Below are 20,270 nucleotides of genomic sequence, written 5' to 3'. Positions count from 1 at the left end.
TGTCAAATGACAAAAGCTAACTTTGGTGTCGTAGGTATGGCCGTAATGGGTCGTAACCTTGCCCTTAATATTGAATCTCGTGGTTACACAGTTGCTATCTACAACCGTAGTAAAGAAAAAACTGAAGATGTGATTGCTTGCCATCCTGAAAAGAACTTTGTGCCAAGCTATGACGTGGAAAGTTTTGTAAACTCAATCGAAAAACCTCGTCGTATCATGCTGATGGTTCAAGCTGGACCTGGTACAGATGCTACAATTCAAGCCCTTCTTCCACACCTTGACAAAGGTGACATCTTGATTGACGGAGGAAACACTTTCTACAAAGATACAATCCGTCGTAATGAAGAATTAGCAAACTCAGGTATCAACTTTATCGGTACTGGGGTTTCTGGTGGTGAAAAAGGTGCCCTAGAAGGTCCTTCTATCATGCCTGGTGGACAAAAAGAGGCCTACGAATTGGTTGCGGATGTTCTTGAAGAAATCTCAGCTAAAGCACCAGAAGATGGCAAACCATGTGTGACTTACATCGGTCCTGATGGAGCTGGTCACTATGTGAAAATGGTTCACAACGGTATCGAGTATGGTGACATGCAATTGATCGCAGAAAGCTATGACTTGATGCAACACTTGCTAGGCCTTTCTGCAGAAGATATGGCTGAAATCTTTACTGAGTGGAACAAGGGTGAATTGGACAGCTACTTAATCGAAATCACAGCTGATATCTTGAGCCGTAAAGACGATGAAGGTCAAGATGGACCAATCGTAGACTACATCCTTGATGCTGCAGGTAACAAGGGAACTGGTAAATGGACTAGCCAATCATCACTTGACCTTGGTGTGCCATTGTCACTAATCACTGAGTCAGTATTTGCACGTTACATTTCAACTTACAAAGAAGAACGTGTGCATGCAAGCAAGGTTCTTCCAAAACCAGCTGCCTTCAACTTTGAAGGAGACAAGGCTGAGTTGATTGAAAAAATCCGTCAAGCCCTTTACTTCTCAAAAATTATTTCATACGCACAAGGTTTTGCGCAATTGCGTGTAGCTTCTAAAGAAAACAACTGGAATTTGCCATTTGCAGATATTGCATCTATCTGGCGTGATGGCTGTATCATCCGTTCTCGTTTCTTGCAAAAGATTACAGATGCTTACAACCGTGATGCAGACCTTGCGAACCTTCTTTTGGATGAGTACTTCTTGGATGTTACTGCTAAGTACCAACAAGCAGTGCGTGATATCGTAGCTCTTGCTGTTCAAGCTGGTGTGCCAGTGCCAACTTTCTCAGCAGCGATTACTTACTTTGATAGCTACCGTTCAGCTGACCTTCCAGCTAACTTGATCCAAGCGCAACGTGACTACTTTGGTGCCCACACTTACCAACGTAAAGACAAAGAAGGAACATTCCACTACTCTTGGTATGACGAAAAATAAGTAGGTCTGCCATGGGGAAACGGATTTTATTACTTGAGAAAGAACGAAATCTAGCTCATTTTTTAAGTTTGGAACTCCAAAAAGAGCAATACCGAGTTGATCAGGTTGAGGAGGGGCAAAAAGCCCTCTCCATGGCTCTTCAGACAGACTATGACTTGATTTTATTGAATGCTCGTCTGGGGGATATGACAGCCCAGGATTTTGCAGACAAGCTGAGTCGGACTAAGCCAGCCTCAGTGATCATGGTCTTGGACAATCGCGAAGAATTGCAAGATCAGATTGAGACAATCCAACGCTTTGCCGTTTCTTACATCTATAAGCCGGTTATTATTGACAATTTGGTGGCTCGTATTTCAGCAATTTTCCGAGGTAGGGACTTCATCGACCAACACTGTAGTCAGATGAAGGTTCCAACGTCTTACCGTAATCTGCGTATGGATGTAGAACATCATACCGTTTATCGTGGCGAGGAGATGATTGATCTGACCCGTCGTGAGTATGACCTTTTGGCTACTCTTATGGGAAGCAAGAAAGTTCTGACTCGTGAGCAGTTGTTGGAAAGTGTCTGGAAGTATGAAAGTGCGACCGAAACAAATATCGTGGATGTCTACATCCGTTATCTACGTAGCAAGCTTGATGTAAAAGGTCAAAAAAGCTACATTAAAACAGTACGTGGTGTTGGTTACACCATGCAAGAATAGAAAGCAGCTGCAGTTATGTAACTGCTTTTTTTGAGGGGTGTTCTATATATTGACATGTAGTTTGGTCTTTGCTATAATCAGCTATGGAGGATAGGTCTAATGAAAATCATAAAAAAATTGATGCAAATTACATTAGCAGTCTTTTTCTTCGGTTTGCTAGCAACAAGTGCAGTACTGGCGGATGATGCTGATTCAGAAGGTTGGCAATTTGTCCAAGAAAATGGTAGAACCTACTACAAGAAGGGTGACATCAAAGAAACCTACTGGCGAGTGATTGATGGGAAGTACTATTATTTTGATCCTTTATCTGGAGAGATGGTGGTCGGCTGGCAATATATTCCGTTTCCATCTAAAGGTAGTACAATTGGTCCTTACCCAAATGGTATCAGATTAGAAGGTTTTCCAAAGTCAGAGTGGTACTATTTCGATAAAAATGGAGTGCTACAAGAGTTTGTTGGTTGGGAAGCATTAGAGGTTAAAACTAAAGACAGCGTTGGAAGAAAGCATGGGGAAAAACGTACAAATCCGGAAGATAAAGAAGAGAAGAGTTTTTACACGAACTATTACTTTAATCAAAATCATTCTTTAGAGACAGGTTGGCTTTATGACCAGTCTAATTGGTATTATCTAGCTAAAACGGAAATTAATGGAGAAAACTATATTGGTGGTGAGAAACGTTCTGGTTGGATTCAAGATGCTTCCACTTGGTACTATCTAGATTCAGAAACTGGTATCATGCAAACTGGTTGGAAGCAAATTGGCAATAAGTGGTACTACCTCCGTTCATCAGGAGCTATGACAACTGGCTGGTATCAGGAAGGCTCAACTTGGTACTATTTAGATGCTGAAAATGGCGATATGAAAACAGGCTGGCAATATCTTGGTAACAAGTGGTACTATCTCCGTTCATCAGGAGCTATGGCAACTGGTTGGGTGAAAGATGGTTCAACTTGGTACTATCTAAATGCAAGTAATGGAGATATGAAGACAGGTTGGACAAAAGTAAATGGAAACTGGTATTATCTCAATTCAAATGGAGCAATGGTTACAGGTAGCCAAACTATCGATGGTAAAGTTTATAATTTCGCCTCATCTGGTGAGTGGATTTAATATTGGAGGGTATATACATGAAACTTTTGAAAAAAATGATGCAAGTTGGATTAGCAGCAATATTCTTTGGTTTTCTAGCTACAAATGTAGTATTTGCAGATGATTCTGAAGGATGGCATTTTGTACAAGAAAACGGAAGAACCTACTACAAGAAGGGTGACATCAAAGAAACCTACTGGCGAGTGATTGATGGTAAGTACTATTATTTTGATCCTTTATCTGGAGAGATGGTTGTCGGCTGGCAATATATACCTGCTCCACACGAAGGGGTTACGATTGGTTCTTCTCTAAGGCAAGATATTGCTTTTAGACCAGATTGGTTTTACTTTGGTCAAGATGGGGTACTACAAGATTTTGTTGGTAAGCAAGTTTTAGAAGCAAAAACTGCTACAAATACCAACAAACATCATGGGGAACAATATGATAGTCCAGCAGAGAAAAGAGTCTATTATTTTAAAGATCAACGTAGTTATCACACCTTAAAAACTGGTTGGGTTTATGATGAGGGGCACTGGTATTATTTACTGAAGGATGGTGGCTTCGATGCTGGTATCGACAGTTTAACGGTTGGGGAGCTAGCACGTGGTTGGATCAAGGATTATCCTCTAACCTATGATGAAGAGAAGCTTAAAGCGGCTCCATGGTATTACCTAGATCCAGCAACTGGCATTATGCGAACAGGATGGCAATATCTAGGTAATAACTGGTACTACCTCCGTTCATCAGGAGCAATGGCGACTGGTTGGTATCAAGAAGGTTCGACTTGGTATTATTTAGATGAGCCAAATGGCGATATGAAAACTGGTTGGCAAAACCTTGGTAACAAGTGGTACTATCTCCGTTCATCAGGAGCAATGGCGACTGGTTGGTATCAAGAAGGTTCAACTTGGTACTACCTAAATGCAGGTAATGGAGATATGAAGACAGGTTGGTTCCAGGTCAATGGCAAATGGTACTATGCTTATAGCTCAGGTGCTTTAGCAGTGAATACGACCGTAGATGGCTATTCTGTCAATTATAATGGCGAATGGGTTCAATAATGAAAGAGGCGATTGTGAAGGAAACAATCGCTTTTTTTGTGAAAATATAATAAAATAGATAGGAGAGAATAAATACTTGTAGGAAAAAATGAGACGGCTTTTTCGTCTAGTAAAAGGATAACATGACAAAAAAGGTTGGTGTCGGTCAGGCACATAGTAAGATAATTTTAATAGGGGAGCATGCAGTCGTTTACGGTTATCCTGCCATTTCCCTGCCTCTTTTGGAGGTGGAGGTGACTTGTAAGGTAGTTCCTGCAGCGAGTCCTTGGCGTCTTTATGAGGAGGATACCTTGTCCATGGCGGTGTATGCTTCGCTGGAGTATTTAGATATCAAAGAGGCTTGCATTCGCTGTGAGATTGACTCGGCTATCCCTGAAAAACGGGGAATGGGTTCGTCGGCTGCTATCAGCATAGCGGCTATTCGTGCGGTATTTGACTACTATCAGGCAGAACTGCCTCATGATGTACTAGAAATCTTGGTCAATCGGGCGGAGATGATTGCTCATATGAATCCAAGTGGTTTGGATGCCAAGACCTGTCTCAGTGACCAGCCTATTCGCTTTATTAAGAACGTAGGATTTACAGAGCTTGAGATGAATCTATCTGCCTATTTGGTCATTGCAGATACGGGCGTCTATGGTCACACTCGTGAAGCCATTCAAGTGGTTCAAAACAAGGGCAAGGATGCCCTGCCGTTTTTGCATGCCCTGGGAGAATTGACCCAGCAAGCAGAAGAAGCGATTTCACGAAAAGATGCTGAAGGACTGGGACAAATCCTTAGTCAAGCGCATTTACATCTAAAAGAAATTGGTGTTAGTAGCCCTGAGGCGGATTCTCTAGTTGAAACGGCTCTTAGCCATGGTGCTCTGGGTGCCAAGATGAGCGGTGGTGGGCTAGGAGGCTGTATCATAGCCTTGGCAACCAATTTGACTCAAGCTCAAGAACTAGCAGAAAGATTAGAAGAGAAAGGAGCTGTTCAGACATGGATAGAGAGCCTGTAACAATACGTTCTTACGCAAATATTGCTATTATCAAATATTGGGGAAAGAAAAAAGAAAAAGAGATGGTGCCTGCTACTAGCAGCATCTCTCTGACTTTGGAAAACATGTACACAGAGACGGCCCTGTCGCCTCTACCGACGGATGCGACTGCTGATGTCTTTTATATCAATGGTCAGTTACAAAATGAGGCGGAGCATGCTAAGATGAGTAAGATTATTGACCGTTATCGTCCAGCTGGTGAGGGCTTTGTCCGTATTGATACTCAGAACAATATGCCTACCGCGGCGGGTCTGTCCTCAAGTTCTAGTGGTTTGTCCGCCCTGGTCAAGGCTTGTAATGCTTATTTCAAGCTTGGATTGGATAGAAGTCAGTTAGCGCAGGAGGCTAAGTTTGCTTCAGGCTCTTCTTCTCGGAGTTTTTATGGACCGCTAGGAGCCTGGGACAAGGATAGTGGAGAAATTTACCCTGTAGAGACAGACTTGAAACTAGCTATGATTATGTTGGTGCTAGAGGATAAGAAAAAACCAATCTCTAGCCGTGACGGGATGAAACTCTGTGTGGAAACTTCGACGACTTTTGACGACTGGGTACGTCAGTCTGAGAAGGATTATCAGGATATGCTGGTTTATCTCAAGGAAAATGACTTTGCCAAGGTTGGGGAGTTAACGGAGGAAAATGCCCTAGCTATGCACGCTACGACCAAAACAGCATCACCAGCCTTTTCTTATCTGACGGATGCGTCTTATGAAGCCATGGACTTTGTTCGCCAGCTACGTGAGCAAGGAGAGGCTTGTTACTTTACTATGGATGCTGGTCCCAATGTCAAGGTCCTCTGTCAGGAGAAAGACTTGGAGCATTTATCAGAAATCTTCGGTCAACGTTATCGCTTGATTGTGTCAAAAACAAAGGATTTGAGCCAAGATGATTGCTGTTAAAACTTGCGGAAAGCTCTATTGGGCAGGTGAATATGCTGTTTTAGAGCCAGGGCAGTTGGCCTTGATAAAGGCCATTCCCATCTATATGAAGGGCGAGATTGCTTTTTCTGATAGTTACCGTATCTACTCAGATATGTTTGGTTTCGCAGTGGATTTGACGCCGAATCCTGACTACAGCTTGATTCAAGAAACGATTGCTTTAGTGGAAGATTTCCTGATTTATCGAGGTCAAACTTTAAAACCTTTTTCTCTAGAAATCCGAGGAAAAATGGAACGAGAAGGGAAAAAGTTTGGTTTAGGTTCTAGTGGCAGCGTCGTTGTCTTGGTTGTCAAAGCTCTGCTAGCTCTATATAATCTTTCTGTTAATCAGGGCCTCTTATTCAAGCTGGCTAGTGCTGTCTTGCTCAAGCGCGGAGACAATGGTTCTATGGGGGACCTTGCCTGTATTGTGGCAGAGGAATTGGTTCTTTACCAGTCATTTAATCGCCAGAAGGTGGCTACTTGGTTGGAAGAAGAAAACTTAGCGACTGTTTTAGAGCGTGATTGGGGCTTTTCAATCTCACACGTACAACTTGCCCTAGAATGTGATTTCCTAGTGGGATGGACCAAGGAAGTGGCTGTATCGAGTCACATGGTCCAGCAAATCAAGCAAAACATCAATCAGAATTTTTTAAGTTCCTCAAAAGCAATGGTAGCTACTTTGGTAGAATCCTTGGAGCAAGGAAAAGCCGAAAAAGTGATCGAGCAAGTAGAAGTAGCCAGCAAGCTCTTAGAAGGCTTGAGCGCAGATATTTACACGCCTTCGCTTAGACAGCTGAAAGAAGCCAGTCAAGATTTGCAGGCTGTTGCCAAGAGTAGTGGCGCTGGTGGTGGTGATTGTGGTATTGCCTTGAGTTTTGATGAGCAATCAACTGAAACCCTAAAAAACCGTTGGGCCGATCTGGGGATTGAGCTCTTATACCAAGAAAGGATAGGACATGACGACAAATCGTAAGGACGAGCATATCCGCTATGCCCTTGAGCAGAAAAGTTCCTATAATAGCTTTGATGAGGTGGAGTTGATTCATTCTTCCTTGCCTCTTTACGATCTGGATGAAATCGATCTGTCGACAGAATTTGCTGGTCGAAAGTGGGATTTTCCTTTTTATATCAATGCCATGACAGGTGGAAGCGATAAGGGAAGAGAAATAAATCAAAAGCTGGCTCAGGTGGCGGAAGCCTGTGGGATTTTATTTGTAACGGGCTCTTATAGTGCGGCTCTCAAAGATCCATCAGATGCCTCTTTTTCTGTCAAGTATGATCATCCAAATCTCCTTCTTGGAACCAATATTGGATTAGACAAGCCTGTTGAGTTGGGACTTCGGACTGTAGAAGAGATGAATCCTCTTCTCCTGCAGGTGCATGTCAATGTTATGCAGGAGTTGCTCATGCCCGAGGGAGAAAGAAAGTTCAGAAACTGGCAATCGCATCTAGCAGACTATAGCAAGCAAATCCCCGTTCCTATTGTCTTAAAGGAAGTCGGCTTTGGGATGGATGTGAAGACCATCGAAAGAGCCTATGAATTGGGCGTTCGAACCTTTGACCTGTCAGGTCGTGGTGGTACCAGCTTTGCTTATATTGAAAACCGTCGCAGTGGTCAACGTGACTACCTCAATCAATGGGGTCAGTCTACCATGCAGGCCCTTCTCAATGCCCAAGACTGGAAAGACAAGGTCCAACTCTTGGTCAGTGGAGGGGTTCGGAATCCACTGGATATGATTAAGTGCCTGATTTTTGGCGCCAAAGCTGTAGGACTGTCTCGAACAGTTCTGGAATTGGTTGAAACCTACACAGTTGAAGAAGTGATTGGCATTGTCCAAGGCTGGAAAAACGATCTGCGTTTGATTATGTGTGCCCTTAATTGTGCCACCATAGCAGATCTGCAAAAAGTAGACTATCTTCTTTACGGCAAACTAAAAGAAGCAAATGATCAGATGAAAAAGGCGTAATCACCGCCTTTTTTCCATCTTCAGACCGAGGTGACTTTTTTGAGTTGTGATAAAATAGAGGGAGAGGATGCACCTATGAGAAAATTTAAAATCTTTTTATTTATCGAAGCCTGTCTTTTGACAGGAGCTCTGATTTTGATGGTTTCAGAGCATTTTTCGCGTTTTCTGCTGATACTTTTTCTCTTTTTGCTTTTGATTCGCTATTACACTGGTAAAGAGGGGAATAACCTTCTTTTAGTGGTGGCAAGCATTCTCTTCTTTTTCATCGTCATGCTCAATCCTTTTGTGATTCTAGCTATTTTTGTTGCGGTTATCTATAGCCTCTTTCTTCTTTATCCAATGATGAACCAGGAAAAAGAGCAGACCAATTTGGTTTTTGAAGAGGTGGTGACAGTTAAGAAGGAGAAAAATCGTTGGTTTGGGAATCTCCATCATTTTTCAAGCTACCAAACTTGCCAGTTTGATGATATCAATCTCTTTCGTCTCATGGGCAAGGACACCATTCATCTGGAGAGGGTGATTCTAACCAATCATGACAATGTCATTATCCTCAGAAAGATGGTAGGAACGACCAAAATCATTGTGCCTGTAGATGTGGAAGTCAGTCTCAGTGTTAACTGTCTTTATGGTGATTTGAATTTTTTCAATCAGCCCAAGCGAGCCCTTCGCAATGAACACTATCATCAAGAAACAAGAGACTATCTCAAGAGTAACAAGAGTGTCAAGATTTTCTTAACCACTATGATTGGCGATGTTGAGGTGGTTAGAGGATGAAAAAACAAGCCTATGTAATGATTGCTCTCACCTCCATCCTGTTTGTCTTATTTCTGTCCCACAGCTTGCTGGACATCCTTGACTTTGACTGGTCTATTTTCTTGCATGATGTCGAAAAAACAGAAAAATTTGTCTTTTTGTTGTTGGTATTCAGCATGTCCATGACCTTTCTCTTAGCCCTGTTTTGGAGAGGTGTTGAAGAGCTTTCTCTAAGAAAAATGAAGGCCAATCTCAAGCGTTTATTGGCAGGGAAAGAAGTGGTTCAGGTTGCTGATCCAGATTTGGATGCCAGCTTCAAGTCCTTGTCAGGTAAACTTAATCTTTTGACAGAAGCTCTTCAAAAGTCTGAAAATCACAGTCTTACTCAGGAAGAGGAAATCATCGAGAAAGAACGAAAGCGGATTGCTCGGGATTTGCACGATACGGTTAGTCAGGAGTTGTTTGCGGCCCACATGATTTTGTCAGGTGTCAGCCAGCAGGCTTTGAAACTGGATAGAGAAAAGATGCAGACCCAGTTGCAGAGTGTCACAGCCATTTTAGAAACAGCTCAGAAGGACTTGAGAGTCTTGCTCCTGCATTTGCGCCCAGTTGAATTGGAACAGAAGAGCTTGATAGAAGGGATTCAAATTCTTCTAAAAGAGCTTGAGGACAAGAGTGATCTCAAGGTTAGTCTTAAGCAAAATGTATCTAAATTGCCTAAGAAAATCGAGGAGCATATCTTCCGTATTCTGCAAGAATTGATCAGCAATACCCTCCGCCATGCCCAGGCCTCTTGTCTGGATGTCTATCTCTATCAGACGGATCTTGAATTGCAGCTGAAGGTGGTGGACAATGGGATTGGTTTCCAGTTAGGGAGTTTAGACGACTTGAGTTATGGACTGCGGAATATCAAGGAGCGAGTCGAAGATATGGCAGGAACGGTTCAACTCTTGACAGCTCCCAAGCAAGGTCTGGCGGTTGATATCCGTATTCCCCTGTTAGATAATGAGTTATAAAGGAGTAGAGATGAAAATTTTACTAGTAGATGACCATGAAATGGTCCGATTGGGCTTGAAAAGCTACTTTGACCTCCAAGATGATGTAGAAGTTGTAGGTGAGGCTGCCAACGGATCTCAAGGCATTGACTTGGCCTTGGAACTGCGTCCAGATGTCATTGTCATGGATATCGTCATGCCTGAGATGAATGGAATTGACGCGACCTTGGCCATCCTCAAAGAATGGCCTGAAGCCAAGATTTTGATTGTGACCTCTTACTTAGACAATGAAAAAATCATGCCTGTCTTAAATGCTGGTGCTAGGGGCTATATGCTCAAGACTTCAAGTGCGGATGAATTGCTGCACGCTGTTCGTAAGGTAGCTACTGGGGAGCTGGCCATTGAGCAAGAGGTCAGTAAGAAGGTCGAATACCACCGCAATCATATAGAACTACATGAGGACTTAACTGCGCGTGAGCGAGATGTGCTTCAACTCATCGCCAAGGGCTACGAAAATCAGCGCATCGCAGACGAACTGTTTATCTCTCTCAAGACGGTCAAGACCCATGTGTCCAATATCCTAGCCAAACTTGAAGTCAGCGATCGTACCCAGGCGGCTGTCTATGCCTTTCAGCACCACTTGGTGGGTCATGAGGAGTTTTAGATGAGTCTAACAGATTTGCTTGAGGAGCTAGAAGCAGTAAAAGATTCTAAAAAAGCAGGGCCCATGGGAGCCTATATGCGCCATCGATTTTCCTTTCTAGGCGTTGCGGTGCCAGAAAGGAATAAACTCTATAAAAAATACTTTCCAGAAGCGAAAAAACAAAGATTATTGATTGGGATTTTGTAGATACTTGCTGGGAAAAAGAGTCTAGAGAATACCAGTATGTGGCTGCCAATTATTTGAAAGCAATGCAGTCTTATCTAAAGGACAGCGATTTGCCTAAGCTAGAGCAGTTGATTGTTACCAAGTCTTGGTGGGATACGGTGGATATCCTAGATCGCGTAGTAGGGAGTTTGGTATACAATAAGCCGGAACTGGAAAAAATAATCCTCCAATGGAACTTGTCAGACAATATCTGGCTGAGACGAGTCGCTATTGACCACCAGTTGTTAAGAAAAGAGAAGACCAATGTTCAATTAATGGAAAAGATTCTGCTTCATAATTTGAATCAAACAGAATTCTTTATCAATAAAGCCGTTGGATGGGCTCTGCGAGACTACTCCAAAACTAATCCAGCTTGGGTAGAAACTTTCATTGAGAAAAACAAGGAAAGAATGGCTGAACTTAGTATCAAAGAAGCGAGCAAGTACCTCTAGTATCATTGAAAAGCGCATTCGTTACTTGAAAAAAGTCGCTCGTTTATGTTATAATAGACTGTATTTAAAAAATTTTAAGGAGAAATGACAGAATGTCTGTATCATTTGAAAACAAAGAAACAAACCGTGGTGTCTTGACTTTCACTATCTCTCAAGACCAAATCAAACCAGAATTGGATCGTGTCTTCAACTCAGTGAAGAAATCTCTTAATGTTCCAGGTTTCCGTAAAGGTCACCTTCCACGTCCTATCTTCGACAAAAAATTTGGTGAAGAGTCACTTTACCAAGATGTTATGAACGCTCTTTTGCCAAACGCTTATGAAGCAGCTGTAAAAGAAGCTGGTCTTGAAGTGGTTGCTCAACCAAAAATTGACGTAACTTCAATGGAAAAAGGTCAAGACTGGGTTATCACTGCTGAAGTTGTTACAAAACCTGAAGTAAAATTGGGTGACTACAAAAACCTTGAAGTATCAGTAGATGTTGAAAAAGAAGTAACTGACGCTGACGTTGAAGAGCGTATCGAACGCGAACGCAATAACTTGGCTGAATTGGTTATCAAGGAAGCTGCTGCTGAAAACGGCGACACTGTTGTCATCGACTTTGTTGGTTCTATCGACGGTGTTGAGTTCGACGGTGGAAAAGGTGAAAACTTCTCACTTGGACTTGGTTCAGGTCAATTCATCCCTGGTTTTGAAGACCAATTGGTAGGTCACTCAGCTGGTGAAACTGTTGATGTTATCGTAACATTCCCAGAAGACTACCAAGCAGAAGATCTTGCAGGTAAAGAAGCTAAATTCGTAACAACTATCCACGAAGTAAAAGCTAAAGAAGTTCCAGCTCTTGACGATGAGCTTGCAAAAGACATCGATGAAGAAGTTGAAACACTTGCTGAATTGAAAGAAAAATACCGTAACGAATTGGCTGCTGCTAAAGAAGAAGCATACAAAGATGCAGTTGAAGGTGCAGCAATTGATAAAGCTGTAGAAAACGCTGAAATCGTAGAGCTTCCAGAAGAAATGATTCATGAAGAAGTTCATCGTTCAGTAAATGAATTCCTTGGAAACTTGCAACGTCAAGGTATCAACCCTGACATGTACTTCCAAATTACTGGAACAACTCAAGAAGACCTTCATAAACAATACGAGGGAGAAGCTGAGTCACGTACTAAGACTAACCTTGTTATCGAAGCAGTTGCGAAAGCTGAAGGATTTGATGCTTCAGAAGAAGAAATTCAAAAAGAAATCGAGCAATTGGCTACAGACTACAACATGGAAGTTGCTCAAGTACAAAGCTTGCTTTCAGCTGATATGTTGAAACACGATATCACAATCAAAAAAGCTGTTGAATTGATCACAAGCACAGCAACAGTTAAATAATCTTAATAAACAAAAATCCCACCTGATTAGGTGGGTTTTCTTATGCACTATTTTCCAAAAATCTCTCTGAGGTCTGCGTCTGTAATCCCAATCATGGCGGGGATGCTATCCCAGTTTTCTTCGGTTAGGATGTAGGATTGTTCAGAGGCACTTGATGTGGCAGTTTCAGAGACAGCTGGTTGCTTTTCTTCAACATTCTCCAATAAATCACTGAAGCGTTCAATCAGATAGGTTTTTCGGGCAGTTCCGATATGTTGAGTAGCATAGTCAAAGGCCTGTAATTCACCTAGTAAGATAAGCTTGCTTTTGGCGCGTGTAATGGCTGTATAGATGAGATTGCGCTCCAGCATACGCCTACTAGCACTAGTGATAGGTAGGATGACAACAGGAAACTCACTTCCCTGTGATTTATGGATACTCATGGCATAGGCCAGGCGAATCTTGTACCATTCGTTACGTGGGTAAGAGACCTCGTTGCCATCAAAATCAATGACAATCTCATCTTGTTTCGACTCGGTGTATTTACCAGGAATCAGGTCTGTGATAGCTCCCAAATCTCCATTAAAGACATTGATTTCAGCATCATTGACCAAATGAATGACCTTGTCTCTCTTGCGATAGTGGCACTGGGGAGCTTCAAAACTGAGTTGATCTTTTTGTGGTGGGTTCAGGAGGTCTTGCATGAGCTGGTTGATGGCATCAATCCCTGCTGTCCCTCGGTACATGGGAGCCAGAACTTGGATATCACGGGCAGGGATGCCACTTCTGAGGGCAGCGCCTAAGATCTTTTCAATGGTAGCAGGAATATGGCCACTAGCAATTTCAAAGTAGGAACGGTCTGCTTTTTTCTGGGTGAAATCAGCTGGCAAGATACCCTGTCGAATCTGACTTGCTAGGGTGACGATGGTTGATTCTTCGCTTTGCCGATAAATTTTTTCCAAGCGTGTCTGAGGAATCAAGGGAATATGGAGTAGGTCAGCTAGAACCTGTCCAGGGCTGACAGATGGTAGCTGGTCGCTGTCTCCCACGATGAGGATCTTACTGTTAGAAGAGATGTTTGAGAAGAGTTGATTGGCCAGCCAAGTGTCTACCATAGAAAATTCATCCACGATGATAAAGTCAGCATCCAGATAATCTTCCAGATGACTGGTATCATCGTCACCTGTCATTCCCAAGTGGCGGTGTATGGTCGCGCTAGGCAAACCTGTCAATTCATTCATACGGCGAGCTGCTCGGCCAGTTGGAGCGGCAAGAAGAATCGGCAGGTTGCTTTTTTTCCTGAGGTCAAGTCCTTCTAAAAGGGCGTAAACAGCGATAATCCCATTGATAACAGTTGTCTTACCAGTACCAGGCCCACCTGTAAGGATAAAGACCTTGTTCTGGATAGCATCGCAGATAGCTTGTTTTTGAATGCTATCATACTCAATTCCCAGTTCTTCCTCGACAGTAGCGATATGTTTTTGAATGGTTTCTAAATCCTGGCTCTTCTGTTTTCCTTTTTCAAGGATACGGACCAAGTGACTGCGGATGCCTTCCTCAGCGAAAAAGAGGCTGTTGTCAAAAATTTTGGTATCAATCTGCTGAATCTTGTCTTCTTCAATCAGGTAGGAGAGCTCTTGGGCCACTTGGCTGGGATCCAGTTCCACGGGGCGAGAAGATTCAAGGAGAGTAAGGGTTTGTTCTAGCAGATCCCGTGCTTCAATATAGGTGTCCCCTGTTTCCATACAGGCCTGAAAAAGACTATGTACTAGACCGGCGCGGAAGCGTTCAGGAGCCTGACTTTCGATACCTAGTTCTTCCGCTAATTGGTCAGCAATGGTAAAGCCCAAGCCCTTGATATCCTCAACCAATTGGTAGGGATAATTTTCAACCACATTAAGGGTTTCTTCCTTGTAAAAGTCTTGAATTTGAAAGGCTAGTTTATTGGGAATACCGTAGTTGGCAAGTTTGGCCAAAACCATCTCCGTTCCGTAGTTGAGACGGAGAGTGGAGACGAAAGCCTCGCGATTTTTGGCAGAGAGTCCTGCGATACCTTCTAACTTTTCTGGGTGTTGCAGAATTTCGTCAATGGTATTTTCGCCATAGGTGTCCACTATTTTCTGAGCTGTTTTGAGACCAATTCCCTTGAAATGGCTACTTGAAAAGTATTTGACAAGCCCTTTGTTAGTTGGTTTTGCGCGTTCATAACGGCTGATTTGCAGCTGCTCCCCGTATTTGGAGTGCTGGACAATTTGCCCCCAAAAAGTATAGTCTTCTCCCTCAATCACGTCAGCCATGGTACCCGTGACAATGATTTCAAAATCATCAAAATCCTCTGCGTCCGTATCTTCGATTTCTAGGAGGAGGATGCGATAAAAATTGCTGGGATTTTCAAAAATAATCCGTTCAATGGTTCCTGAAAAATAAACTTCCATAAAATTCCTTTGCATGAATAGGTGAGAGTTAATACTCTTCGAAAATCAAATTCAAACCACGTCAGCTTCGCCTTGCCGTACTCAAGTACAGCCTGCGGCTAGCTTCCTAGTTTGCTCTTTGATTTTCATTGAGTATAACTTTGTTTCTATCTTAATCAAACTGGATAGTGAATAATCATATTCTCACGATAGAAGAAGAGGCTGAGATTCTTGATTCTCGGCCTCTTCGATTTCTTAAAATGTTCCGATACGGGTGATTGGCCAGAAGCGGAATTTAGCTTCCCCTGTGATATCTTTTGCTTTGAAGGTACCTACGTGGCGGCTGTCACTTGAAACCAAGCGGTCGTCTCCGAGGAGAAGGTACTCTCCTTCTGGAACAGTAAAGCTAAAGTTGGTGTTGTAGTTGACATCAACTGTGAAGGCTTGAGCTTTTTGAGCGATACTTCTAAAGAAAGTTCCTTTATTTCCTTCAAATCCCTTGCCTGAGTAAGTACTTTGGAGTTTGTCGTCCTTGAAACGTTTGATATAGTCTGCTAGGTAAGGCTCATCGGTCTCTTTATCATTGATGTAAAGTTTATCGTTTTCGTAACGGATGGTGTCGCCAGGCATTCCAATCACGCGCTTGACGATGTCCTTATTGCCATCTTCCTCATGGGCAACCACGATATCAAAACGGTCAATAGGAAGGTGCTTAACAACAAAGAGGATTTCGCCATCCGCTAGGGTAGGATCCATGGAATGTCCTTCTACGCGGACATTACTCCAAAAAAAGATACGGCTTAAAGCTAGTAATGACAGAATCAGGAGGAACAATCCCCACTCTTTTAGGAAATTTTTAAATGAATTCATAATTTACCTTTCTAAGCGTTTTTTCGCTTTTTCAGTATTTTTAAAGTGCAGTTTGGCACAGAAGTTGAGTCCTTGCATACCATAGGCTTGCAAAATCTGGCTAGCCACCTTGTCAGAAGCCGTTCCAGCTCCACTTGGGAGCTGATAGCCAAGTTCTCGTCCCAGATTTTCAAGATTTTCCAGAAAAAGATCACGCGCAATGATAGAAGAAACTGCGACAGCCAAGTATTTGCCCTCAGCCTTTTCTTCTAAGCTGATAGGATTGCTGAAACGATTGGCCTCTTGTGCCAAGTACTTGTCATAATTTTTAGCACTGGTAAAGGCATCAATCACAATTTTCTCAGGCTGAAGTCCTTTTTGAAGGAGGAGATAGATAGACTGATTATGGAGGGCAACCTTAACCGAAACAGCGTTGTAGCGGTCTCCGATGACCTCGTTGTACTTGCTTGGTGAGAGAAGCAGTGCCTGGTGCTGGATTTTTTCTTTGAGGATAGGGGCAATCTGACGAATCTTTTGGTCGGTCAGAGTTTTAGAATCTCCCACACCAAGTTGGCGCAAGAAGTCATGCTGGTCAGGTGTGACAAAGGAAGCCACAACTGCAAGTCCACCAAAGTAGGAACCATTTCCAACCTCATCCGTCCCAATCAAAGGGAGATTTTGTCCGCTGGTTTGCCCTACAACTTGATAGCCAAAGAAACCGGCGTATTTCTCAGCCCCTTCACCCTGAAGCAAGACCTTTCCAGAAGTATAGATAGAAACCGTGGCTTGAGGTAGTTTTAAAAGGTAGCGGATGTAGGGATTCTTGCTAGGAGCCAGACTGGTTTGATAGTGTTCAAGGAAAGCCTGAATCTCCTTTTCGCTTGGTGTGAGTGTTATACTTGCCATAGTTTCTATTGTACCACAAAAGCAGTAAAATTTGTAAAAACTGACAAAATTAGCGAATTTTGGTATAATATCGTGAGGTGAATTTTATGGCAAATCTAAATCGATTCAAATTTACATTCGGGAAAAAATCATTAACCTTGACAACCGAGCATGATAACCTTTTTATGGAGGAAATTGCTAAGGTTGCGACAGAAAAATACCAAGCAATTAAAGAACAAATGCCTAGTGCAGATGATGAAACGATCGCTCTTTTGTTGGCAGTCAACTGTTTGTCAACTCAACTCAGCCGTGAGATTGAATTTGACGATAAGGAGCAAGAATTAGAGGAACTCCGTCACAAGCTTGTGACTTGCAAGCAAGAACAGAGCAAGATTGAGGATTCCTTATGATTTCACTCTTTCTTCTATTGGTCTTGGCTTGGGGATTTTATATCGGCTATCGGAGAGGCTTGCTCTTACAGCTTTACTACCTGATTTCAGCCATGGCATCGGCTTTTGTGGCTGGCCAGTTTTACAAGGGGCTTGGAGAGCAATTCCATTTATTGCTCCCTTATGCAAATCCGCAGGAAGGTCAGGGAACCTTCTTTTTCCCATCGGATCAACTCTTTCAGTTGGATAAGGTCTTTTACGCAGGTATCGGCTACTTGTTAGTATTTGGGGTTGTCTATAGTATCGGTCGTTTACTTGGTCTCTTGTTACACTTACTTCCTAGTAAAAAACTGGGTGGCAAGTTGTTCCAAGTTTCAGCAGGTCTCTTGTCTATGTTGGTGACCTTATTTGTCTTACAAATGGCCTTGACCATCTTGGCGACCATTCCCATGGCAGCTATACAAAATCCTCTTGAAAAGAGCATCGTTGCAAAACACATCATTCAGAGCATACCAGTAACGACTAGTTGGCTCAAACAAATCTGGGTGACAAATTTAATCGGATAAAAAGGGCAGGATTTTTCCTAGCCCTTTGTTTACAGATTGACTAGAATCTATCAGAATGTAAAAAGCTACCTCAAAGACAAGGAAATAACAATGAATAAGAAAATATTAGAAACATTAGAGTTCAATAAGGTCAAGGCCTTGTTTGAACCTCATTTGTTGACCGAGCAGGGCTTGGAGCAATTGAGACAGCTGGCTCCGACTGCCAAAGCAGATAAAATCAAACAGGCTTTTGCTGAGATGAAGGAAATGCAGGCTCTTTTTGTTGAGCAACCGCATTTTACCATTCTTGCAACCAAGGAAATTGCAGGAGTCTGCAAGCGGTTGGAGATGGGAGCAGACCTCAATATTGAGGAGTTCCTACTCTTGAAGCGCGTGCTTCTTGCCAGCCGAGAACTGCAAAGTTTTTATGCCAATCTGGAAAATGTCAGCTTGACAGAATTAGCCCTTTGGTTTGAGAAATTACATGATTTTCCGCAATTACAAGGAAATCTCCAAGCCTTTAATGATGCAGGTTTCATTGAAAATTTTGCCAGTGAAGAATTGGCGCGAATCCGCAGAAAAATCCATGATAGCGAGAGTCAGGTCCGCGATGTCTTGCAAGATTTGCTTAAGCAAAAAGCGCAGATGTTGACGGAAGGAATCGTTGCCAGCAGAAATGGCCGTCAGGTTTTACCAGTCAAAAACACCTACCGCAATAAGATTGCAGGTGTCGTTCATGATATTTCTGCCAGTGGAAACACCGTCTATATCGAACCCCGTGAGGTGGTCAAACTAAGCGAAGAAATCGCTAGTTTGCGAGCAGATGAGCGCTATGAAATGCTTCGCATTCTCCAAGAAATCTCGGAGCGTGTCCGCCCTCATGCGGCTGAGATTGCTAATGATGCTTGGATTATCGGCCATCTGGACTTTATTCGTGCCAAGGTCCGCTTCATCCAAGAAAGGCAAGCAGTCGTTCCTAAGCTGTCAGAAAATCAAGAGATTCAACTGCTTCATGTCTGCCATCCTTTGGTCAAAAATGCTGTCGCAAATGATGTCCATTTTGGTCAAGATTTAACAGCTATTGTCATTACAGGTCCCAATACAGGTGGTAAGACCATCATGCTCAAAACCCTGGGATTGACGCAGGTTATGGCTCAGTCCGGTTTGCCGATTTTAGCAGATAAGGGAAGTCGTGTGGGCATTTTTGAAGAAATTTTTGCTGATATTGGCGATGAGCAGTCTATTGAGCAGAGTTTGTCTACCTTCTCTAGCCACATGACCAATATCGTGGATATTCTTGGCAAGGTCAACCAACATTCCCTCTTACTCTTAGACGAGTTGGGTGCTGGTACAGACCCTCAAGAGGGAGCCGCCCTTGCCATGGCTATTCTGGAAGACCTTCGCCTGCGTCAAGTCAAGACCATGGCGACCACCCACTATCCAGAACTCAAGGCCTACGGTATTGAGACAGCCTTTGTGCAAAACGCCAGCATGGAGTTTGATACTGCAACTCTTCGCCCGACCTATCGCTTTATGCAGGGTGTGCCTGGCCGAAGCAATGCCTTCGAAATCGCTAAACGTCTAGGCCTATCTGAAGTTATCGTAGGGGATGCCAGCCAGCAGGTCGATCAGGACAATGATGTCAATCGGATTATTGAGCAACTGGAAGAGCAGACGCTGGAAAGCCGTAAACGCTTGGACAATATCCGTGAGGTGGAGCAAGAAAATCTCAAGATGAATCGTGTTCTCAAAAAACTTTACAACGAACTCAATCGTGAAAAGGAAACCGAGCTTAATAAGGCGCGTGAACAAGCTAGTGAGATTGTAGACATGGCCCTAAGTGAAAGTGACCAGATTCTCAAAAATCTCCACACTAAATCTCAACTCAAACCCCATGAAATCATTGAAGCCAAAGCCAAGCTGAAAAAATTGGCTCCTGAAAAAGTAGACTTGTCCAAAAACAAGGTCCTTCAAAAGGCCAAGAAAAAGCGAGCTCCCAAAGTGGGCGATGATATCGTAGTTCTCAGTTATGGTCAGCGTGGTACCTTGACCAGTCAACTCAAGGACGACCGCTGGGAAGCCCAAGTTGGCTTGATTAAGATGACCTTGGAAGAGAAAGAGTTTGACCTTGTTCAAGCCCAGCAAGAAAAGCAAGTCAAGAAGAAACAAGTCAATGTTGTGAAACGAACTTCTGGTCGAGGACCTCAAGCAAGACTGGACCTTCGAGGTAAACGCTATGAAGAAGCCATGAATGAGCTAGATGCCTTTATCGACCAAGCCTTGCTTAACAATATGGCTCAAGTTGATATTATCCATGGTATCGGAACAGGAGTCATCCGTGAAGGAGTTACCAAATACCTACAAAGAAACAAGCATGTCAAGAGTTTCGGCTATGCCCCACAAAATGCTGGAGGCAGTGGTGCGACTATTGTCACTTTTAAAGGATAGCAGTATTTTGGACTTTATACAGTAAAAACTGTTGAATTAAGTTTTACTGATAAAAACATTGACAAAAGCCAACATTTTTTGTAAAATAAGAATCAATTAAATACCAACACC

The 20,270-nt window shown here is 42.9% G+C and carries 20 protein-coding genes; 17 read left to right on the top strand and 3 right to left on the bottom strand.

The genetic code is table 11. The features are described 5' to 3' along the window. The first annotated feature begins 6 nt into the window (after positions 1-6). From gndA to tig, 14 genes are all read left to right on the top strand, one after another. The gene (gndA, locus tag ACLV7W_RS09355) at positions 7-1,431 is read left to right on the top strand and encodes an NADP-dependent phosphogluconate dehydrogenase (protein WP_000158781.1); all 1,425 of its coding nucleotides are present in this window, start codon (positions 7-9) and stop codon (positions 1,429-1,431) included. Positions 1,432-1,442: 11 nt separating this feature from the next. Further along, a complete protein-coding gene (locus tag ACLV7W_RS09350) occupies positions 1,443-2,132 on the top strand; it encodes a response regulator transcription factor (RefSeq protein ID WP_261053407.1) in 690 nt (229 codons plus the stop codon). Positions 2,133-2,231: 99 nt separating this feature from the next. Beyond that, a complete protein-coding gene (cbpJ, locus tag ACLV7W_RS09345; protein ID WP_411865846.1) occupies positions 2,232-3,242 on the top strand; it encodes a choline-binding protein CbpJ in 1,011 nt (336 codons plus the stop codon). A gap of 17 nt (positions 3,243-3,259) precedes the next feature. Further along, on the top strand, positions 3,260-4,282 hold the full coding sequence (gene cbpF, locus ACLV7W_RS09340; protein WP_033682286.1) for a choline-binding protein CbpF: 1,023 nt from the start codon (positions 3,260-3,262) through the stop codon (positions 4,280-4,282). A gap of 122 nt (positions 4,283-4,404) precedes the next feature. Next, positions 4,405-5,283, top strand: a complete 879-nt coding sequence (gene mvk / locus ACLV7W_RS09335; RefSeq protein WP_033682285.1) for a mevalonate kinase — start codon at positions 4,405-4,407, stop codon at positions 5,281-5,283. Beyond that, complete coding sequence (gene mvaD, locus ACLV7W_RS09330; RefSeq protein ID WP_411865845.1) at positions 5,265-6,218, top strand: diphosphomevalonate decarboxylase; 954 nt, start codon at positions 5,265-5,267, stop codon at positions 6,216-6,218. Before mvk ends, mvaD begins: the two co-directional genes overlap by 19 nt. Beyond that, entirely contained in the window at positions 6,205-7,212 is a 1,008-nt protein-coding gene (locus ACLV7W_RS09325) for a phosphomevalonate kinase (protein WP_411865844.1), read from the top strand. The genes mvaD and ACLV7W_RS09325 overlap by 14 nt, the downstream gene beginning before the upstream one ends. After that, the gene (fni, locus tag ACLV7W_RS09320; RefSeq protein WP_045612241.1) at positions 7,196-8,206 is read left to right on the top strand and encodes a type 2 isopentenyl-diphosphate Delta-isomerase; all 1,011 of its coding nucleotides are present in this window, start codon (positions 7,196-7,198) and stop codon (positions 8,204-8,206) included. Before ACLV7W_RS09325 ends, fni begins: the two co-directional genes overlap by 17 nt. A gap of 75 nt (positions 8,207-8,281) precedes the next feature. Continuing rightward, positions 8,282-8,980: a cell wall-active antibiotics response protein LiaF gene (liaF, locus tag ACLV7W_RS09315; protein WP_001224643.1), complete on the top strand. Its 699-nt coding sequence runs from the start codon at positions 8,282-8,284 to the stop codon at positions 8,978-8,980. Next, complete coding sequence (locus ACLV7W_RS09310) at positions 8,977-9,975, top strand: sensor histidine kinase (protein ID WP_125443754.1); 999 nt, start codon at positions 8,977-8,979, stop codon at positions 9,973-9,975. The genes liaF and ACLV7W_RS09310 overlap by 4 nt, the downstream gene beginning before the upstream one ends. Positions 9,976-9,985: 10 nt before the next feature. Next, positions 9,986-10,618 carry a response regulator gene (locus tag ACLV7W_RS09305; protein ID WP_411865843.1) on the top strand — a complete coding sequence of 211 codons (633 nt, stop codon included), beginning with the start codon at positions 9,986-9,988 and terminating at the stop codon, positions 10,616-10,618. After that, positions 10,619-10,804, top strand: coding sequence for a DNA alkylation repair protein (locus tag ACLV7W_RS09300; RefSeq protein ID WP_084927838.1), 186 nt, complete (start codon positions 10,619-10,621; stop codon positions 10,802-10,804). 38 nt (positions 10,805-10,842) lie between these two features. Then, a complete protein-coding gene (locus ACLV7W_RS09295; protein WP_275655598.1) occupies positions 10,843-11,274 on the top strand; it encodes a DNA alkylation repair protein in 432 nt (143 codons plus the stop codon). Between the two features lie 92 nt (positions 11,275-11,366). After that, positions 11,367-12,650: a trigger factor gene (gene tig, locus ACLV7W_RS09290; RefSeq protein ID WP_020901038.1), complete on the top strand. Its 1,284-nt coding sequence runs from the start codon at positions 11,367-11,369 to the stop codon at positions 12,648-12,650. A 47-nt stretch (positions 12,651-12,697) separates the two neighbouring features. On the opposite strand, the gene ACLV7W_RS09285 is transcribed toward tig, so the two are convergent. The 3 genes from ACLV7W_RS09285 to rnhC form a co-directional block, all read right to left on the bottom strand. After that, positions 12,698-15,064, bottom strand: a complete 2,367-nt coding sequence (locus tag ACLV7W_RS09285) for an ATP-dependent RecD-like DNA helicase (RefSeq protein ID WP_411865842.1) — start codon at positions 15,062-15,064, stop codon at positions 12,698-12,700. A 234-nt stretch (positions 15,065-15,298) separates the two neighbouring features. Next, entirely contained in the window at positions 15,299-15,913 is a 615-nt protein-coding gene (gene lepB / locus ACLV7W_RS09280) for a signal peptidase I (protein ID WP_001083986.1), read from the bottom strand. Positions 15,914-15,916: 3 nt separating this feature from the next. Further along, on the bottom strand, positions 15,917-16,798 hold the full coding sequence (rnhC, locus tag ACLV7W_RS09275; RefSeq protein WP_411865841.1) for a ribonuclease HIII: 882 nt from the start codon (positions 16,796-16,798) through the stop codon (positions 15,917-15,919). A gap of 86 nt (positions 16,799-16,884) precedes the next feature. On the opposite strand from rnhC, the gene zapA reads away from it, so the two are divergent. The 3 genes from zapA to ACLV7W_RS09260 all read left to right on the top strand — a co-directional run bounded on the left by zapA (position 16,885) and on the right by ACLV7W_RS09260 (position 20,159). Further along, a complete protein-coding gene (gene zapA / locus ACLV7W_RS09270; protein WP_000002022.1) occupies positions 16,885-17,187 on the top strand; it encodes a cell division protein ZapA in 303 nt (100 codons plus the stop codon). Beyond that, positions 17,184-17,732 (top strand): CvpA family protein, encoded by a 549-nt coding sequence (locus tag ACLV7W_RS09265; RefSeq protein ID WP_411865840.1) that lies wholly within the window; start codon positions 17,184-17,186, stop codon positions 17,730-17,732. Before zapA ends, ACLV7W_RS09265 begins: the two co-directional genes overlap by 4 nt. A 90-nt stretch (positions 17,733-17,822) precedes the next feature. Continuing rightward, entirely contained in the window at positions 17,823-20,159 is a 2,337-nt protein-coding gene (locus tag ACLV7W_RS09260) for an endonuclease MutS2 (RefSeq protein ID WP_411865839.1), read from the top strand. The last annotated feature ends 111 nt before the right edge of the window (positions 20,160-20,270 follow it).

The organism is Streptococcus mitis (assembly GCF_965111735.1).
Lineage (GTDB): Bacteria > Bacillota > Bacilli > Lactobacillales > Streptococcaceae > Streptococcus > Streptococcus mitis_DR.
This window is presented reverse-complemented; position numbering and strand designations above follow the sequence as displayed.

Coding starts and splice junctions, on each gene's coding strand:
- liaF (WP_001224643.1), top strand. CDS start 8,282: ATGAGAAAATTTAAAATCTTTTTATTTATCGAAGCCTGTCTTTTGACA.
- mvaD (WP_411865845.1), top strand. CDS start 5,265: ATGGATAGAGAGCCTGTAACAATACGTTCTTACGCAAATATTGCTATT.
- zapA (WP_000002022.1), top strand. CDS start 16,885: ATGGCAAATCTAAATCGATTCAAATTTACATTCGGGAAAAAATCATTA.
- ACLV7W_RS09310 (WP_125443754.1), top strand. CDS start 8,977: ATGAAAAAACAAGCCTATGTAATGATTGCTCTCACCTCCATCCTGTTT.
- ACLV7W_RS09350 (WP_261053407.1), top strand. CDS start 1,443: ATGGGGAAACGGATTTTATTACTTGAGAAAGAACGAAATCTAGCTCAT.
- ACLV7W_RS09325 (WP_411865844.1), top strand. CDS start 6,205: ATGATTGCTGTTAAAACTTGCGGAAAGCTCTATTGGGCAGGTGAATAT.
- ACLV7W_RS09300 (WP_084927838.1), top strand. CDS start 10,619: ATGAGTCTAACAGATTTGCTTGAGGAGCTAGAAGCAGTAAAAGATTCT.
- ACLV7W_RS09265 (WP_411865840.1), top strand. CDS start 17,184: ATGATTTCACTCTTTCTTCTATTGGTCTTGGCTTGGGGATTTTATATC.
- fni (WP_045612241.1), top strand. CDS start 7,196: ATGACGACAAATCGTAAGGACGAGCATATCCGCTATGCCCTTGAGCAG.
- ACLV7W_RS09305 (WP_411865843.1), top strand. CDS start 9,986: ATGAAAATTTTACTAGTAGATGACCATGAAATGGTCCGATTGGGCTTG.
- cbpF (WP_033682286.1), top strand. CDS start 3,260: ATGAAACTTTTGAAAAAAATGATGCAAGTTGGATTAGCAGCAATATTC.
- tig (WP_020901038.1), top strand. CDS start 11,367: ATGTCTGTATCATTTGAAAACAAAGAAACAAACCGTGGTGTCTTGACT.
- ACLV7W_RS09285 (WP_411865842.1), bottom strand. CDS start 15,064: ATGGAAGTTTATTTTTCAGGAACCATTGAACGGATTATTTTTGAAAAT.
- mvk (WP_033682285.1), top strand. CDS start 4,405: ATGACAAAAAAGGTTGGTGTCGGTCAGGCACATAGTAAGATAATTTTA.
- cbpJ (WP_411865846.1), top strand. CDS start 2,232: ATGAAAATCATAAAAAAATTGATGCAAATTACATTAGCAGTCTTTTTC.
- ACLV7W_RS09260 (WP_411865839.1), top strand. CDS start 17,823: ATGAATAAGAAAATATTAGAAACATTAGAGTTCAATAAGGTCAAGGCC.
- lepB (WP_001083986.1), bottom strand. CDS start 15,913: ATGAATTCATTTAAAAATTTCCTAAAAGAGTGGGGATTGTTCCTCCTG.
- rnhC (WP_411865841.1), bottom strand. CDS start 16,798: ATGGCAAGTATAACACTCACACCAAGCGAAAAGGAGATTCAGGCTTTC.
- gndA (WP_000158781.1), top strand. CDS start 7: ATGACAAAAGCTAACTTTGGTGTCGTAGGTATGGCCGTAATGGGTCGT.